This window comes from Streptomyces sp. BoleA5, assembly GCF_000373665.1.
Taxonomy (GTDB): domain Bacteria; phylum Actinomycetota; class Actinomycetes; order Streptomycetales; family Streptomycetaceae; genus Actinacidiphila.
On sequence record NZ_KB892091.1, the window covers coordinates 649,378 to 666,135 of the forward strand.

Annotated in this window: 13 protein-coding genes; 6 read left to right on the forward strand and 7 right to left on the reverse strand. The window is 72.9% G+C overall.

The genetic code is table 11. The features are described from left to right. Positions 1–255: 255 nt before the first annotated feature. Together B085_RS0106840 and B085_RS49930 are read right to left on the reverse strand one after the other, a co-directional pair. Complete coding sequence (locus tag B085_RS0106840; protein WP_018557824.1) at positions 256–1,461, reverse strand: cytochrome P450; 1,206 nt, start codon at positions 1,459–1,461, stop codon at positions 256–258. Positions 1,462–1,666: 205 nt separating this feature from the next. Then, on the reverse strand, positions 1,667–1,822 hold the full coding sequence (locus B085_RS49930) for a DUF6131 family protein (RefSeq protein WP_018557825.1): 156 nt from the start codon (positions 1,820–1,822) through the stop codon (positions 1,667–1,669). A 624-nt stretch (positions 1,823–2,446) separates the two neighbouring features. Between B085_RS49930 and B085_RS0106850 the strand changes: the two genes are divergently transcribed. Further along, positions 2,447–3,808: a carbohydrate-binding protein gene (locus B085_RS0106850; RefSeq protein ID WP_026250754.1), complete on the forward strand. Its 1,362-nt coding sequence runs from the start codon at positions 2,447–2,449 to the stop codon at positions 3,806–3,808. A gap of 137 nt (positions 3,809–3,945) precedes the next feature. Next, complete coding sequence (locus B085_RS0106855) at positions 3,946–4,155, forward strand: hypothetical protein (RefSeq protein WP_018557827.1); 210 nt, start codon at positions 3,946–3,948, stop codon at positions 4,153–4,155. A gap of 92 nt (positions 4,156–4,247) precedes the next feature. On the opposite strand, the gene B085_RS0106860 is transcribed toward B085_RS0106855, so the two are convergent. Further along, on the reverse strand, positions 4,248–5,474 hold the full coding sequence (locus tag B085_RS0106860; protein ID WP_018557828.1) for an MFS transporter: 1,227 nt from the start codon (positions 5,472–5,474) through the stop codon (positions 4,248–4,250). Positions 5,475–6,305: 831 nt separating this feature from the next. Then, positions 6,306–8,378: a SpoIIE family protein phosphatase gene (locus tag B085_RS0106870; RefSeq protein ID WP_018557830.1), complete on the reverse strand. Its 2,073-nt coding sequence runs from the start codon at positions 8,376–8,378 to the stop codon at positions 6,306–6,308. Positions 8,379–8,566: 188 nt separating this feature from the next. Here B085_RS0106870 and B085_RS0106875 point away from each other — a divergent pair, with 188 nt between their 5' ends. Beyond that, complete coding sequence (locus B085_RS0106875; RefSeq protein WP_018557831.1) at positions 8,567–9,133, forward strand: DJ-1/PfpI/YhbO family deglycase/protease; 567 nt, start codon at positions 8,567–8,569, stop codon at positions 9,131–9,133. 47 nt (positions 9,134–9,180) lie between these two features. On the opposite strand, the gene B085_RS0106880 is transcribed toward B085_RS0106875, so the two are convergent. Both B085_RS0106880 and B085_RS41555 read right to left on the reverse strand, forming a co-directional pair. Next, complete coding sequence (locus B085_RS0106880) at positions 9,181–9,840, reverse strand: response regulator (RefSeq protein WP_018557832.1); 660 nt, start codon at positions 9,838–9,840, stop codon at positions 9,181–9,183. After that, positions 9,837–10,793 carry a HAMP domain-containing sensor histidine kinase gene (locus B085_RS41555; protein WP_018557833.1) on the reverse strand — a complete coding sequence of 319 codons (957 nt, stop codon included), beginning with the start codon at positions 10,791–10,793 and terminating at the stop codon, positions 9,837–9,839. The genes B085_RS0106880 and B085_RS41555 overlap by 4 nt, the downstream gene beginning before the upstream one ends. Before the next feature lie 263 nt (positions 10,794–11,056). Between B085_RS41555 and B085_RS41560 the strand changes: the two genes are divergently transcribed. Beyond that, positions 11,057–11,338 (forward strand): DUF3040 domain-containing protein, encoded by a 282-nt coding sequence (locus B085_RS41560; RefSeq protein WP_018557834.1) that lies wholly within the window; start codon positions 11,057–11,059, stop codon positions 11,336–11,338. Between the two features lie 170 nt (positions 11,339–11,508). Beyond that, a complete protein-coding gene (locus tag B085_RS0106895) occupies positions 11,509–13,092 on the forward strand; it encodes a multicopper oxidase family protein (protein WP_018557835.1) in 1,584 nt (527 codons plus the stop codon). Between the two features lie 44 nt (positions 13,093–13,136). Here the strand turns inward: B085_RS0106895 and B085_RS48475 are convergent, their stop codons facing one another. Then, the gene (locus B085_RS48475) at positions 13,137–14,384 is read right to left on the reverse strand and encodes a DUF6777 domain-containing protein (RefSeq protein WP_078619780.1); all 1,248 of its coding nucleotides are present in this window, start codon (positions 14,382–14,384) and stop codon (positions 13,137–13,139) included. A gap of 274 nt (positions 14,385–14,658) precedes the next feature. Here B085_RS48475 and B085_RS0106905 point away from each other — a divergent pair, with 274 nt between their 5' ends. Further along, entirely contained in the window at positions 14,659–16,752 is a 2,094-nt protein-coding gene (locus tag B085_RS0106905; protein ID WP_018557837.1) for a SpoIIE family protein phosphatase, read from the forward strand. Positions 16,753–16,758 lie beyond the last annotated feature (6 nt).

Genomic DNA, 16,758 nt, shown 5'->3' on the forward strand with positions numbered 1-16,758 from the left:
CGGGCGCATTCATCGGCGCACCCACAGGGGACTTTCAGGAGTCCCGGCAAAAGTCGGTTCACAAGAAGGGACCGGCCGCTGTCGAAGTGGATTCATGGCCTGTTCGGATTTGCGTCCACCAGGAAAACGTACGTCACTTGGGCGGATTTCGCATGTCGGAGCGGCCTGCACCACCGCTCACAAGGGACGACGTGACGAAGCCGGCCCCGCACCCGTGAGGGGTGCGGGGCCGGATCGGGGGCCGGAGCGGGCGGTTCACCAGGCGACGTGCAGGGCCACCGGGTAGCGCCAGATCGACGTGGCGCTCCACCGCACCTCGTCGGCCGGCTTGGCCAGCCTCAGGTCCGGGAAGCGGCGCAGCAGCTCCCTGAAGGCCACCTGGAGCTCCATGGTCGCCAGCGGCGCGCCCAGGCAGTGGTGGCCGCCCCAGCCGAAGGTCATGTGGGGCGTGCCGGTACGGTCCAGGTCCAGCTCGTCGGGGCGGTCGTACTTCTCGGGGTCGCGGTTCGCGGTCAGGTACGAGACGTGGACGACGTCACCGGCCCGGATCAGCACGCCGCCCATCTCCACGTCCTCGACGGCGATCCGCGGGATGCCGACGCCCTTGCGGAACGGGATGTACCGCAGCATCTCCTCGATGGCCTGCGGGATGCGGTCCGGCCGCTCGCGCAGCATGGCCAGCTCCCGCGGGCGGGTGAGCAGGGTGTACGCGATGTTGCCGATCTCGTTGGACGTGGTGTCCTGGCCCGTGATGAGCAGGACCATGGCCATGACGGCGAGTTCCTTGTCGTTGAGGATCTCGTCCCCGTCACGGGCGGTGGCCAGCACACTCACCAGGTCGTCGCCCGGGCGGGCGCGCCGTTCGGCGGTGAGCTTGGTGAAGTACTCCCGCAGGTAGGCCTTGGAGTGGACGGCGGCGTCCCGGTTGTCGGGGCTGAAGTCCATCATGGTGCGCGCGTGGCCGCGCAGCTCCCAGCTGTCCTCGTCGGGGATGTCGAGCACCTCGCAGATGGCGGCCAGCGGCAGGGGCGCCGCCAGGTGTTCCACGAGGTCCGCCGGGGAGCCGCTCTCCTCCATTCCGTCGAGCAGTTCGGCGACGACCCGCTCGATGCTGGGGCGCATGTGCTCGACGTTCCGCGGGGTGAAGCCCTTGGAGACCAGCGAGCGCAGCCGGCTGCTGTCCGGCGGGTCCATCACGTTGATGGCCTCGTCCTGGACGATCGGCTCGGGCGTCATGCGGGGGAAGTCCTTGCCGACGACGGCGGCGCGGCTGAAACGCCGGTCGGTCGTCACCGTCCGCACGTCCTCGTACCGCGTGACGAGCCAGGCCTCACCCTCGCCGTGCGGCAGCTTGATGCGGGAGATCTTCTCGTTCTCCATGAACTGCTTCAGCTGCGGGTCGAACTCGAGGGCCTCGGCGAAGTCGAAGGGGCAGTTGTGCGCGGAGGAACCGGATTCCATGCGAATACTCCAGTGCACCTGGGCGTCGGGGGGACATATCACAACCAATCCCCCGGGCGCGCCGGTGACCACTGCAGGCGGCCCATCCGGGCGAACCCCGCACCGGTCCGCACGGGCGGGGCCGCGTCACACCCCCGCCCGCGGTCATGAGGGCGCCGCGCCCTCGGGGACACAGGGCGCGGCGCGTACTCGGGCTCACCGGCCGTCAGTAGTAGTGGCGGCGCCCCGCGACGGCGTGCCCCATGGCACCCAGGACCCAGAGCACGAGGCCGATGACCACGAGGATGACTCCCAGGGTCCACAGGATGGAGATTCCGGTCAGGAATCCGATGATGAGCAGGATGATGCCGAGGATGATCATGATGCACTCCCTTGCTCGGCCCTGGTCGCCTATGCCGCTTCCCGGGCCGGACGTGCCTCGGGGGCGGGCCCCGGGGCGTTGACCGCGCGGTCGCGGTCGCGCCCGGCCCCGCTCGGACGGGACCGGCCGTCGGCGCCGCCGGCTGTCCGCACCCGCGGCACGAAGCTGCCGGCTTCGCATTCACACCCATTCGTACACGGATCGGCTACCCGGCTTCTCGCGGTTCATGACTGCAGGATTCGCCGTGTGTGCCGCCGGCCGGTTTCGCGACCCCACGTGAGAGAGCGCTCTCAACAGCACGAACGCCGTCGGCGCGGCATTCCGTGAGGCCACCGGCACCCCTGCGCCTTCCGGCGCCCACGCTCCGCGGCGCAGCGCGAGCCTCCCCGCCCGGCCTCGCCGACTCCAAGCAGTGAAGGCAGAGAACCGCGCACGACTTCTTTTGTTCCATGTATTGACCGCGGTTCACCCTGGCGGGAAGGTGTTCCCGCCATATGAGAGCGCTCTCAAAGGCTCTCGGACCTGAACCGCACCCTTCCCCGGCACCGATCCCGAGGAGGCATCACACCCGTGTCCGCGCGAACGACCACCGGCAGGCGGTACGCCGCCAGACCGCTCACCCTCATGGTGGCCGCGGCAGCCACCGTGACCGCGCTCTGCCTGGGCCTGCTCGGCTCCGCCAGGGCCGCCGTCCCGTCCGCACCGTCCGGCTGGACCACCGTCTGGAGCGACGACTTCACCGGCGCCGCCAACTCCCTCCCGTCGAGCGACGACTGGATCATCGACACCGGCACCAGCTACCCCGGCGGCGCAGCCAACTGGGGCACCGGCGAGGTGCAGACCTACACCTCCAACACCGCCAACCTCCGCCAGGACGGTTCCGGCAACCTGCGCATCACCCCGATCCGGGACTCCGCCGGCGACTGGACCTCCGGGCGCATCGAGACCCGCCGCAGCGACTTCGAGCCCCCTTCGGGCGGCAAGCTCCGCATCGAGTCCCGCATCCAGATGCCGAACGTCACCGGCGCGGCCGCGGCGGGCTACTGGCCGGCCTTCTGGACGCTGGGCGCGCCGTACCGGGGCAACTACTGGAACTGGCCCTCCATCGGCGAGTTCGACCTGATGGAGAACGTCAACGGCGTCAACCAGGTCTGGGGCACCCTGCACTGCGGCACCAACCCGGGCGGCTACTGCAACGAGACGAGCGGCCTCGGCGCCACCCGGACCTGTCCCGGCAGCGCCTGCCAGGGCAACTTCCACACCTACGCGTTCGAGTGGGACCGCAGCGTCAGTCCCCAGCAACTGCGCTGGTACGTCGACGGCGTCCAGTTCCACACGGTGAACGCAGATCAGATGGACGCCTCCACCTGGAACGCGGCCACCGCCCACGGCCACTTCATCCTGCTCAACGTCGCGATGGGCGGAGCCTTCCCCGACCCGGTGGCCGGGTACAGGACGCCGACGGCCTCGACCGTCTCCGGCGTGCCGATGCTGGTCGACTACGTCGCCGTCTACAGCTCCGGCGGTGGCGGCACGCAGCCCCCCACCTCTCCCCCGCCGTCGGGGAACACGGGCAGCGCGTACGGCACCCTCCAGGCCGAGTCGTACACGCAGCAGTCCGGCACCACCGTGGAGAACACGACGGACAGCGGTGGCGGCCGGAACCTGGCGTCCCTCGCCAACGGCGACTGGGCGCTGTACTCCGGCGTCGACTTCGGTACGACCACGGCCCGGCAGTTCAAGGCCCGCGTCGCCTCCGGCGCCGGCGGCGGCGTCAGCGGTCTGGTCGAGGTCCGGCTGGACAGCCGGAGCAACGCCCCGATCGGCAGCTTCTCCGTCGGCAACACGGGCGGCTGGCAGAACTGGACGACGATCCCCGCCAACATCTCGGGCGTCACCGGCAAGCACGACGTGTACCTCACGTTCACCAGCGGCCAGCCGGCCGACTTCGTGAACGTCAACTGGTTCACCTTCAGCACGACATGACACCCCGCCGCCCGCGGCGGTCCCGGCCGGCCGCCGCGGGCGGCACCCTGTCAAGCCCCGATGACGGCAGCCGGCCTTCGCCAGGTGATCGCCACTTGCGCCTGGCCCGGCGCCACGAGATGAGCGATGCTCCCCGTATGTGGATCTTCTGGGCGCCGCTCGCACTCGTCATCGCACTCGCCTCCTGGGCCGGCTGGAGGGCGCGCCGGCACGGCGAGCACCCCTTCCGCGACGGCGCGGCCATGTCGCGGGACGTACGGGACGCCCGCCGCGACATCCGCGCCTGGAAAGCGGGATCCCTGGGGCACAGCGGCCAGGACATCTCCTGGATGACAAAGCGTCACTGACCCGGGCACGCCCGTCCTCGGCGGTGCCCCGGCACGACCGGGACCGGGCAGCGAGGCCCGGGCCGGTGCTCGCCGTGGCGGGGCCGCACCCGTCACAGCGGTTCCGCGCGCAACCGCTCCCGCCGCGGACCGCGCAGCAGACGCAGGCCTGCGAGGCTCTGGAGCACCATCACGGCGGCGGCCACGGTGGCGACCGTGAAGCCGCCGCGCGACCCGAGTGAGTCGATCGCCCAGCCGGACAGTGCCGCCGCGGCGGCCGTGCCCGCGGCACTGGCGGAGCCGAGCCAGGAGAACGCCTGGGTCAGGACGGCCTGGTGGACGGTCGACTCGGTGAGCACGGAGCAGAGCACCAGAAGGGGTGGGACCGTGGCGCCGGTCAGCACCACCACCAGTCCGAGTCCGAACGGTGAGCGGACGGTCGGCAGGAGCAGGGTACCGAGCATCAGCGCGGTGGTCGCCACCAGCAGTTGTACCGGAGGTGCGGCCCGCCACCGGCGCAGCCCGTACAGCCAACCGGCCAGCAGTCCGCTGCAACTGGAGACGGCGAAGACCGGGGAGGCTGCGCTCGGTGCACCGTGCTCCACCACGAAGGCGGTCACCGAGACCTGCATCGCGCCGAAGAAGACCCCGAGGGCGAGATTGAGGCCCATGAGTACGAAGACCCCGCTGCGCAGCAGCGACCGGCCCGCAGGGGCGTGGGCGCCGGCGCCGGCAACCGGCGAGGGCGCGCTGCCGCGCTGCGCCGCGAAGACCAGGCCTCCGGCCACCGACAACGAGACGGCCAGGACCGGGCCGGCCACCGGATGTCCGGCCGCGGCGAGGGCGCTGACCAACGCCGGGCCCACGAGGTAGGCCACCGCGTTGCCGAGGGACTCGAGCGCGAAAGCGGTGGGCAGCTCCGCCGACCGGCCGGTGCGCAGCAGTGCCGCCCAGCGTGCCGCGGACATCGCGCTGAGCTGCGGAACACTGGCTCCGACCAGCGCACCGCCCACGATCAGGAGCGGGTCGGAGGCATCCGCGGCGACCAGGGACACGAGAGCGGCCACCGCGAGGGAGTGGGCGAGCAGTGCGGGCGGCAGGATCCGGGTCTGCCCGAACCGGTCGACCAGTCGCGCCAGTTGGGGCGCCACGAGCGCGTCAGTCACCGCGAACCCGCCACTGACCAGGCCGGCCGAGGCGAAGCTGCCGGTGTGGCCGTGCACGAGCCAGACGATGCCGAGGCCGGTCATCGCGATGCCGACGCGTCCGAGCGACGCCGGCAGGAAGAATGCTGCGGCGCCCGGGGTACGCAGCAGGGAGCGATAGTTCGCCGATGACACGGCGAGTCCCTTTCGCTGCCCGACGGGACGGCCCACCTCGGTCGCCGGTGCCCGGATGTACCGACCTGTGGTCGCCGCCTGGAACCGTCCAGTGTTGGCGCGGAGAGGGGGCACGCGCCCCGCACCGACTCCATCACCGGGCAGAAGTCCTGAGGTCCTGTTGGTTGTTGTGATCGCGGCGATTGTCATCGCCGGGGCGGGCGATGTCCATCAACGACACGGATCAGGACCGTCCCCCGCCGGGTCCGCCGGCACCCGGGTCAGTCCGAACGGCCGTCAGCATCCTGCGCCCGGCCCGCGAGCCAGTCGGCGATCCGCTTGTGCAGCTCGCGGTTGGTGTAGGCAGAGTCCGACTGCGCGAGCCATTCCAGGTGGCGCAGTATGTTCTCCCCTCCATGCCCCGATCCCACACCACCGCACGGGCCGCCCGCCCGGTGTTTCCCGCGGCATCCGTGCCGGATGCGGGTGAGAGCGCGGCCGGACCGGGCGACAACCTCCCTGCCGTCACGCCCCTGCCGTCAAGCCCTGGACGGTCGCCCGGACATGAAGTACGGGCGCGGCAACGGGAGGGACCGCAGTGGGTACGTGGCTGGGGGCGGTGTACGACACCGGGTCCGGAGTGGTCCTGATGCCGGCGGCGCTCGACGTGGGCGACATCGCGGGGCGGCTTCACGGCCGTCTGGCGCGTCGTGCGAGGGTCGGCGGTCGGCGCCGTCCTGACTCCCCTGGTTCTGAGGGCCACATGCGCGGGCCTCGGAGCGATCGGGATGGCGATCGGTGCCGTAGGCCTGATCATCAGGTACCGCGTCGCGGCGTAGCTCCCGCGGCCCGTCACACGTCCCTGGGGCGCGCGATGAGGAGGGCCACGTCGTCGCGGTCGGCGGGGTGGCGCAGTGCGGCGAGGAGGCGGTCGCAGGTCTCCTCGACCGGCTCGTCGGGGGCGTCCAGGAGCCGGAGCAGGTCGTCGAGGCGTTCGTCGATGGCACGGTCGCGGGTCTCGACCAGGCCGTCGGTGTAGAGGACGAGGCGGTCGCCCGGGACGAGGTCGACGGTGGTGCTCTCGAAGGGCACCCCGCTGACCACCCCCAGCGGGGTGCCCGTGGGCAGGTCGAGCAGTTCGGGGCGCTTGCCGGCGCGGACGACGACCGGGGGGAGGTGCCCCGCGTTGGCGAGGTGGCAGACTCCGCGACCGGGGTCGTACACCGCGTAGACGCAGGTCGCGATGTAGGGGTCCAGCCCGTGGGTGATCCGGTCGAGGTGGCCGAGGACCTGGTCCGGGTCGAGGTCGAGGCCGGCGAGGGTGGAGGTGGCGGTGCGGAGCCGCCCCATGGTGGTGGCCGCGGGGACGCCGCTGCCCATGACGTCGCCGACGACGAGGGCGACCCTGCCGTCGTCGAAGGGGATCACGTCGTACCAGTCGCCCCCCACCTCGCTGCTGGCCTGGGCCGCGCAGTAGCGGGCGGCGAGTTCCAGGCGGGGGTGGGCCGACGGGAGTTGGGGCAGGAGGCTGCGCTGCAGGGTCTCGGCGGTGCTGCGCAGCCGCTGGTGGAGGCGGGCGTTGTCGATGGACACCGCCGCGCGGGAGGCCAGTTCGCAGGCGAGGGTCTGGTCGTCCTCGTCGAAGGGCTCGGCGGTGCGGGCGCGGGCGAGGCCGAGGACGCCCAGGATCCGGCCTCGGGCGATGAGCGGGACGGCCAGGGCCGTGTGGACGCCCGCCCGGGCCAGCAGTGAGGCGGCGTCGGGGTCGCGGGCGATCTGCACCAGGCTCCGCTCGTCGGCGTGGGTGAGCAGGCCGGGGCGCCCGGTGTCCAGGCACCGCGCGGCCAGGTGGTCGGGACCGTACGAGACGAGGCGGCCGGGTCTGCCGAAGGCACCGGCCGCCTCGCCGGCCTCGACGCATTTCGCGGAGAGCGCCCGGAAGCGGGTGCGGTCGTGGCCGGGCTCGCCGCCGTCGTCGCGCAGAGCGGAGTCGAGGACGTCGACGGCGGCGAAGTCGGCCAGCTCGGGCACGACGACGTCGACGAGTTCCCGGGCGGTGTCCTCCACCTCCAGGGAGTTGCCGATGCGGGCGGAGCTGTCGGCGATCACCGCGAGACGCTGCCGGGCGCGGTCGGCCTCCTGGGCCGAGCGGTGCCGGTCGGTGACGTCCACAACGGAGGTCGCGACGCCCAGGACGAGGCCGTTGCGGTCCTCCAGCCGGAAGTAGGAAACCGACCACGCCCGGTCGGCCGTCGGGTCGGCGGGCGTGCGGCCGACCACGTACCGGTCGACGATCGGCGTGCCGGTCCGCAGGACCTGGCGGAGCGCGTCCTCCGCCGTGCGGAACCTGGCGCCGGGGAGCACCTCGCGGAAGGGGCGGCCGACGTGGTCGCACTCGGTCATACCGTGCATCGCGGCGAGTGCCGGGTTGACGGACAGGTAGCGCAGGTCGGTGTCGAGGACGGCGAGACCGATCGGGGACTGCGCGACCAGTTGGAGGGAGAGGGCGAGACCGCGCTCCAGCCGCTGCAGCACGGGCCGGTCGGTGGCTATCCCCAGGGCGTAGACGCGGCCGCGGCTGTCCGTCAGGCGGACGTTGCGGAACTCCGCCAGGCGGGTGCTGCCGTCCTTGTGGCGCACGGGGAACGCCCCCGACCAGCTGCGGCCGGTCTCCAGCACCTCCGTGAACAGCCTCATGGCGGCGTCGCGGTGCTCGGGACGGACCAGCAGCGGCGCGGCGTACCGGCCGACCGCCTCGTCCGCGGTGTAGCCGAACAATTGCTCCGCCTGCGGGCTCCACATGTCGATGCGACCGTCCGACTCGAGCAGGACCGCGGCGACCCCCAGGAGGTCCATCAGTCCACTGGGGCCGAGTGCCCTGGCCTCGAGCTGGTCGGCGCCGAGCGGCGTCCGCGCTTCGCTCATCGCAGGCTCCCTCTTCGCCCGCCCCTTCGCCGATCCCTTCCTCGCTTTCCGTCCGTCCGCCTACCCCGGCTGCGGCGAGTGAGTCCTGCTCTTCGGCGCCTCCGGGGGACGGTGCGACCGCGTTTCGCCGGCCCACTCCCGGGCAGGCGCCCATATCGCACGAGAAGCGAACAGAAGAGGGAAATCCCATGGCTGCAGAGTTCCCGGGCGGCCGCCGTGTCCTGGCGGTCGTCTCCAATTACGGGGTCGAGCAGGACGAGCTGGTCGTCCCCGTCGAGCACCTCCGTGACAAGGGTGCCGACGTCACCGTCGCCGCGGCGCGGCGTGACGTCGTGCGGACCCTGGTCGGCGACAAGGATCCGGGCAAGGTCGTGGAGCCGGACACCACCCTCGACGAGGTGGACCCGACCGGTTTCGACCTGCTGCTCATCCCCGGCGGCACCATCAACGCCGACAACCTCCGCCTCCAGGGGAAGGCGATGGACGTCGTACGGGCGTTCGCCTCGTCCGGGCGTCCGATCGCGGCGATCTGCCACGGCCCGTGGGCGCTGGTCGAGGCGGGCGTCGCGAAGGGCAAGACGCTCACCTCGTACGCCTCGGTGCGGACCGACCTGCTCAACGCGGGCGCCGCGTCCTGGGTCGACGAACCGGTGGTGAGCGACGCCTCCGCCGGGTACCCGCTGGTCACCTCGCGCACGCCGAAGGACCTGGACGCCTTCCTGGGCGAGGTCGACAAGCTCCTCGCCGACGCCTGAGCGGGATCGGGATCGGCGGCTCGGGTGCACGGTCGCGGGGTTGAGGGTCAGGGCTCGATGAGCCCGGCCCTGATCGCGTAGCGCGTGAGTTCCAGGCGGTCGCGCAGACCGAGCTTCTGCAGGAGGTTGGCGCGGTGGCGCTCGACCGTCTTGATGCTGATGAAGAGCAGGTCGGCGATCTCCTGGGACGTGTGGCCCTCGGCGACGAGCTTGAGGATCTCCTCCTCGCGTTCGGTGATGGCGCGGGACGGCAGGGGTTCTCCCTGGCGGGCGCGTTCGAGGTAGCTGCGGATCAGGGTGGTCACGGCGCCGGGGTAGATGAAGGGTTCGTCGCGTACGGCGGCCCGGCAGGCCTCCACGAGATCGCGGTCGGCGACGGACTTCAGGACGTATCCGCTGGCCCCGGCTTTGAGCGCCTCGAAGAAGTACTGCTCGTTGTCGTACATCGTCAGGATGAGGATGCGCAGGTCGGGACGGAGCCTGCTCAGTTCCCGGGCGGCCTGCAGGCCGGTCATCCGGGGCATGGCGATGTCCAGGACGGCAAGGTCGACCGGCTCCTCGCGGGCCTTGGCGACGGCCTCGGCGCCGTCACCGGCCTCGGCGACGACGGTCAGGTCCGGTTCGCCGTCGAGGATCAGCCGGACGCCCCGCCGCACCAGCGCGTGGTCGTCGGCGAGGAGGATGCGGGTGGGCGGCGGAGCGGTCATGGCGGACCGCCCACCGCCGGGGCGGGTACGCCGAGCCGGATGTCGGAGCCGCCGCCGGGGGCGGCACCGGTGGTCAGCGTCGCGCCGATGAGCAGGGCCCGTTCGCGCATGCCGCGCATCCCGGCGCCCTCGGGCGCGTCGCCGATGCCCTTGCCGTTGTCCCTGACCAGGAGTTCGGCCCCGCCTCCGGGGGCGGCGCCGAGGTGTATCTCCACCCGGTCCGCGCCGGAGTGCCGGGCCGCGTTGGTGACGGCCTCCTGGGCCACCCGGTAGAGCACCAGCTCGGTCTCGTCGTCGAACGCGGGGAGCGCGGGCCCCCACCGCTCCACGACCGTGAGCCCGGGGCTGGTGAACTCACCTGCCAGGGCGCGCAGGGCGCTGTGCAGGCCGAGTTCCTCCAGGACACCGGGACGCAGACGGCGCGCGATGCGGCGGATCTCGTCCAGCCCGGCGCGCGTGGTCTCCTGCACCTGCCGCAGGTCGTCCTTGAGCGGGTCGGGGGCCAGGTCCGCGCTGCGACCCAGTTGCAGGACGACGGCGGTGAGGGTCTGGCCGACCTCGTCGTGGAGTTCCTGGGCGATGCGCTGCCGTTCGGCCTCCTGCGCGGACAGCACGCGGGCACTGGTGGTGGCGCGCTCGGACTCCAGACGGTCGAGCATGGTGTTGAACGTGGAAATCAGTGCGGACATCTCACCCGATCCGGTGACGGCGGGCCGGCCGCCGGGGTGCAGCAGGTCGGCGGAGTTCATCGCCCGGCTCAGTCGCTGGAGCGGCGCCAGCCCGACGCGCAGCAGCAGGGCGTTTGCGACGAGCATCGCGACCAGCCCCACGCCCAGCACCAGCGCCTCGCCGAGCAGCACGGGCGTCGAGACCGTGACGGGGCCGAGCAGGAGCACCGTGGCGACGACCAGCACCGCGCCGTTCAGCAGGAAGATCCGCCAGTACAGCGACATGGTCCCGCCTCCCTCGGGGGTCTTGCCTCCACTGCCCGCCGGCACCGCCGTGCCGTCCTGGCGGGCGGTCCGGCACGCCCCTCACGCCGTGGGTGGCGGGCACCCGGGTCCCGCTTCCAGCCTGCCCCGGCCGGGGGGCCGCGGCCATCGGGGCCGGCACCCAATTCCGGGCCGCGGGATTGGGTGCCGGCCCCGATGGTTCCGCGGCCGGGCACGGGCGACGGTGGTGGTGACAGGGCCCACCGCTCCGGGAGGAGGACACCATGCCGCACCTGCACAGGGCCATCGAGGACCTCGAGGCCGAGACGAGGCGCACGGACCCCCGCTTCGCCGAGGGTTTGCGGACCGGCCGCCCCTGCGCGCCACGCGAGTACCGGCGCCGCATGGGCTGGTTCCTGCAGGCGGTGGCGCTCGCCTGGATCCTGGTCGGCATCGTGCTGCCGCAAGGGCTGCTGCTGGCGGCCGGACTGGTACTGGCCGGCATCGGCACGGGGGTCCTGTCCCCCCGGCACGACGCAGTGGGGCGCGGCCGCCGGCGGTCCTGAGCCGGGGGCCGGGACGGCGGTTCCGGGGGTCGCGGGCGCGGTGGGCGGGCGGCCGGCGGGTCCGAAGGTTGTTCGCGGGGCCCGCGTGTGGCGCCGTTGCGCGGGCCTCGGGCGGGCTATTGTGTCGCCGACCGAAAAATTGCGCAAATCGTCACATTTGGGAGACCTACGTGATCGAAGGCATCGGCAGGCGCCGTCTTCTCGCCGCGGGGGCGGCCGTCGTCGGGGCGGGCGCGGCGGCGAGCCGGGCCTGGGCGGGCACACCGCTGGCCGATGTACCGCCGGGCGGGGTCCTGCGGAGCAAGGCCCGCCTCCCCCGCCCGTTCCAGGTACCCCTGCCGGTCCCGCCGGTCCTCGAGCCCACGCTGCGGACCGCGACGACCGACTACTACAACATGACGCAGCGCGAGGCGAGGCTGGAGATCCTCCCCGGACTGCGCACCAACTGCTGGACGTACGACGGCTACTTCCCCGGGCCCACGATCGTCTCCCGTTCGGGGCGCCGTACGGTCGTCACGCACCGCAACGAGCTGCCCCAGCCGACCGTGGTCCACCTGCACGGCGGTCACACCCCCGCCGAGAGCGACGGGTACCCGATCGACCTGACCATGCCGGTCGGCAGCAAAATGTCGTACGACGACGCGATGGCGGGCATGCCGGAGATGCACGGCTCGTCGGGGAACCTCAGCCACGGCCAGCGCAGCTACACCTACCCGATGCTGCAGCGCGCGGCGACGCTGTGGTACCACGACCACCGCATGGGCTACACCGGCCCTGCGGTGTACCGCGGGCTGGCCGGGTTCCACCTCCTGACGGACGACGAGGAGGACGGGCTCGACCTGCCGCGCGGCTCCCGCGACATCCCGCTGCTGCTCGCTGACCGGGCGTTCGCCGAGAACGGGGCGCTGATGTACCCCGCCAGCGACCCGGGCATGCGCAAGCCGGGCGTCGTGCACGCGCACCACTTCGGCGTGATGGGCGACGTCATCCTCGTCAACGGCGCCCCGTGGCCCGTGCACCGGGTCCGGCGGCAGCGCTACCGGTTGCGCTTCCTCAACGGCTGCAACGTCCGGGACTTCCGCCTGGAGCTGGACCCGCCGCCGCCGGGCGGCAAGGGCCTGCTGCAGATCGGCAGCGACGGCGGACTGCTGGGCAGCCCGCTGCCCCACGACAGCCTGCGCATCGCCCCGGCCGAACGCTTCGACGTCATCGTGGACTTCGCCCGCTACCGGCCCGGCACCAAGGTGCGCCTGATCAACCGCTTCGGCAGCGGCAGCACCGCGCAGGTCATGCGCTTCGACGTCTCGCCGTCCTCGCGGAAGCCGCACGACGACACCCACATCCCCAGGCGCCTGTCGCGCTACCCGGCCACCGTTCTCGACCCCAGCAAGGCCGTGGCGCACCGGACCTTCGCCTTCCGGCACTCGCGCGACGGCTGGACGATCAACAATTTTCCGTACAAGCCGGGCCGCTCACTCGCCGACGTGAGGCTCGGCAAGGTCGAGATCTGGAAGTTCACCTCGGTGTTCTTCCATTCCGTGCACGTGCACCTGGACGCCTTCCGGGTGCTGTCCCGCAACGGCAAGAAACCGGGCGCGTTCGACGCGGGGTGGAAGGACACCGTGGCCACGGGCCCGGGCGAGACCGTCGAGGTGGCGGTCCGCTTCACCGACTACACGGGCAAGTTCATGATCCACTGCCACAACCTCGAGCACGAGGACATGGCGATGATGGCCGACTTCAGCACGTACTGAGCGGACCCGGGCTCAGCCGCGGCGGCCCGCGGCCCGGCACGGCCTCACCGCGACGCCGCCGGGCCGGTCGGCTGTCCGGGGCCCGTACCGCCGGGCGGGGGGCTCTCCCCGCCCGGCGGTCCCGGCGTTCCGGGTTCGGGGCTGCGCGGGACGGGGCCCGTGCCGGACGGCGGGGACTGCGGAGCGGTCCCGCCCGGTTCGCCCGTCGGCGTGGTGGGACCCTGCTCCGGGGCGGCCGGCGAGCCACCCCGCGGCGAGCCGGACGGGCTGCCGGACGGTGCGTTCCGCGGGGGTGTCGTCCGCTCGTCCCCGGAGGCCTTGCCGTCGCCGCCGGTTCGGGTGAACCACTCGCCGGTGTCCGGGTCACGGACCACGAACTTCCGCACCGGCTCCGACGCCGGGGCCACCACGACCGTCCTCGACGGCTGGTAGCCGGGCCACGCGCGGCCGACGGTCGTGGCGCCGCCCCTCTGCTCGACCGGCCGGGTCAGCGGGTTGCCGCAGGCGCAGCGCACCCGGGGCAGGCCCCGGTCGTCCACCAGCACCGCCGTCCCGGCCTGCAGCACCGCCTGGAAGGCGGTGGGCCGGCCGCCGCGGTAGCCGTGGTTCGTGACCCGGGTGTCCGCACGCAGCTGGAGCGGGGTCAGCTCCCGCAGGTACGCCGGCACGCCGGACGGCTCGAGGCCCAGCACCCCGGCGAACGCCTTGTTCTTCGCCGGGTCCGCCGACAGTGCGCTGATCTGCTTCTCCACGTCGCAGCTCGCGGCGTCGCGCGTTCCGCCGTAGAGGCCGGGCGTGGCGCCGCTGTAGACCTGCCGCACGGCTCCTCCCGTCGTCGACGGGCTCGGCAGGGCCGGTGTCGCCGAGGGGGCGGCGGTCTCCTCGGCCGTCGACCGCGTGAACGGGTTCGGTCCCGCACTGCCCGCCGTCTGCAGGAAGAGCTCCCCCTGCTTGCCGCCCGACACCCCGCCGGGCCGGGTGAACACCACGGCCAGGGCCACCGCGGCGACCACGACGGCGGTGATCGCGGCCACCTTGGGCACCGATCGCCACCAGGGCCCTTCGCGTCCTCCGCCGTCCCCGTCGCCGTCTCCCCCGCCCCCACCGCCGCCGTCGTCCGGAGGTTCGCCCGGTGGCGGGGGCGGTTCCCCCACGACGACCGTCGGGGTCCGGCGCCGCCGTCCGGGCGGTTCCCGGCCGGGTGGCCTCGCCTCGTCCGTTCCGTCGGGTCCGGACAGCGGGCCCGCGGGCGGGCCCTGGGGGCGGGCGAGCGAGGGCGGTAGAACGCTCACAGGGCTTTCCTCCACTCGTCCCCGACCGGCACGCGGGGCGAACGGCGCCGCCGTCCACCCAGAAGCCCCACCCGCTGACCATTGTGTGCGCCCCCCACACAGTCCCCGCAAGCCGACGTGCGCCGGTACGGCAAGCGCGCGTACGGGCCCCTCGCCGGGCCCCCGCGAGGGGTGCGCCGCCCCGGCTCCGGGGGGACCATGGAATCGCGTCGGCGGGAACGGCGGGGGACGGCGGACCGACCGGCCGGAACGGCAGGCGGAAGAGGCGCCCACCATGAGCGACACGGATCGGTACACGACCGGCCCGGAGCGGCTGGAGGGACTCTCGACGAGCCCGAGCGGGCTGATGGACCTCCTGGGTGTGGCCGCGGTGCTCCTGGAGGGGGACGGCCGGGTGGACATGTGGAGTCCGCAGGCCGAGGAGCTGTTCGGCTACACGGCTGAGGAGGCCGTCGGACGCTACGCCGCCCACCTGCTGGTGCACGACGCGCACCGCAGGCTCGTCGTCCGGCTGTTCGCCGAGGTCATGAGGACCGGCGAGAGCTGGGCGGGGTCCTTCCCCGTACGCCGCAAGGACGGCAGCCGCCGACTGGTGGAGTTCCGCAACATGCGGCTGATGGACAGCCTCGGCGACCACTACATCCTCGGGCTCGCGACGGACCGGTCCACCATGCTCGAGGTGGAACAGGAGGTCGCCCTGTCCACACGGCTGATCTCGCAGTCGCCGATCGGCATCGCCGTACTGGACACCGGGTTGCGGTACCTCAGCCTCAATCCGGCGCTCGCACGGTTCCACGGCATCTCGGTCCAGGACCACCTCGGGAGAACGTTCCGCGGCGTCCTGCCCGGGCCCGAGTTCCGGGCGGTGGAGGCGGAGATGCGGCAGGTGCTGGCGTCGGGGGAGTCGATGGTCGACCGCTACATCGTCGGCCGTGCCCCCTCGGGCCCGCGTGACGAGCACGCCTGGGCGGTGTCCCTCTACCGGCTGGAGGACCACCGCGGACACGTGCTGGGCATCGCCGAGGTCGTCGTCGACATCACCGACCGGCACCGCGCGGCCGCGGAGGCCGACCGCGCCCGGCGCCGGCTGGCGGTGATCGCGGACGGCTCCGCGCGGATCGGCACCGCCCTGGAGGTGGAGCGAACGGTACGGGAACTCGCCGAGGTCGTGGTGCCGGAACTGGCGGACCTGGCGGTCGCCGACATCCTCGACGCCGTCCTGGACCAGCGTGCCCCCGCCCCGCCGCCGGACGCGCCGGTCTTCCGCTCCCTCGCGGTCAGGAGCGCCTACCCGACGGAGGCCGTCCGGGCCGTCCCCGCCCCCGGCGATGTCGTCACGTACCACGCCGGGCACCTCTCGGCGCTGTGCGTGCGCACGCTCCGCCCCCACATGATCGCCCGCGCCGGCCGGCACGACCTCGAGCGGATCAGCTCCGGCCCCGAGTCGGCGCGGCTCCTGGCCGGGGCCGGGGTCCACTCGTACATGGCGATCCCGCTCATCGCCCGCGGCGAGGTGCTGGGCGTGCTCGGCATGTGCCGGGCCCGTACGCGGGCGTCCTTCGACGAGGACGACCTCGCCCTCGGCTGCGAGCTGGCCGCGCGAGCGGCCGTGTGCATCGACAACGCCCGCTGGTACCAGCAGGTGCGCGACACCGCCGAGACCCTGCAGCGCAGCCTGCTCCCGCAGCCGCAGCCGTACCACCCCGGTCTGGAGGTCGCCGCGCGCTACCGGCCCGCGCAGGCCAGGAGCAAGGTCGGCGGCGACTGGTACGACGTCATCCCGCTCGACGACGAGCGGACCGCGCTCGTCGTCGGCGACGTCATGGGCAGCGGCATCGAGGCCGCCGCCACCATGGGCCGCCTGCGCACCGCCACCTCCACGCTGGCCGAGCTGGACCTGGACCCCGCCCAGGTGCTGGCCCACCTCGACAAGATCACGCGCGGCCTCGACCCGTACATCGCGACCTGTGTGTACGCCCTGTACGACGCGCGCAGCGCGGAGTGCCGGCTGGCGACCGCCGGGCACCTGCCCCCGGTCCTGGTGCACGGCGACGGCTCCCCCGAACTGCTCGACCTGCCCACGGGCACGCCCCTGGGCGTCGGTGGCGTCCCCTTCGAGAGCGCGAGCATCACGCTCGTGCCCGGTGACCGTCTGGTGCTGTACACGGACGGGCTCGTGGAGACCCGCGAGGACCCGATCGACGAGCGCCTCGGGCTGCTCCTGACCCTGCTGGGCACGCCTGACCCCTCGGTGGAGGAGACCTGCGACCGGCTGCTGCGGGAGCTGCCCGGCGCGGACGAGCACGACGACGTCGCCCTGCTGATCGCCCGCGCGGACGCGGACCGCCGGCCGTGGGAACGCCCCTGATCAGGT

Coding starts and splice junctions, on each gene's coding strand:
- B085_RS0106850 (WP_026250754.1), top strand. CDS start 2,447: ATGGTGGCCGCGGCAGCCACCGTGACCGCGCTCTGCCTGGGCCTGCTC.
- B085_RS0106870 (WP_018557830.1), bottom strand. CDS start 8,378: ATGAGCGAAGCGCGGACGCCGCTCGGCGCCGACCAGCTCGAGGCCAGG.
- B085_RS0106840 (WP_018557824.1), bottom strand. CDS start 1,461: ATGGAATCCGGTTCCTCCGCGCACAACTGCCCCTTCGACTTCGCCGAG.
- B085_RS49930 (WP_018557825.1), bottom strand. CDS start 1,822: ATGATCATCCTCGGCATCATCCTGCTCATCATCGGATTCCTGACCGGA.
- B085_RS0106905 (WP_018557837.1), top strand. CDS start 14,659: ATGAGCGACACGGATCGGTACACGACCGGCCCGGAGCGGCTGGAGGGA.
- B085_RS0106855 (WP_018557827.1), top strand. CDS start 3,946: ATGTGGATCTTCTGGGCGCCGCTCGCACTCGTCATCGCACTCGCCTCC.
- B085_RS0106875 (WP_018557831.1), top strand. CDS start 8,567: ATGGCTGCAGAGTTCCCGGGCGGCCGCCGTGTCCTGGCGGTCGTCTCC.
- B085_RS0106880 (WP_018557832.1), bottom strand. CDS start 9,840: ATGACCGCTCCGCCGCCCACCCGCATCCTCCTCGCCGACGACCACGCG.
- B085_RS41555 (WP_018557833.1), bottom strand. CDS start 10,793: ATGTCGCTGTACTGGCGGATCTTCCTGCTGAACGGCGCGGTGCTGGTC.
- B085_RS41560 (WP_018557834.1), top strand. CDS start 11,057: ATGCCGCACCTGCACAGGGCCATCGAGGACCTCGAGGCCGAGACGAGG.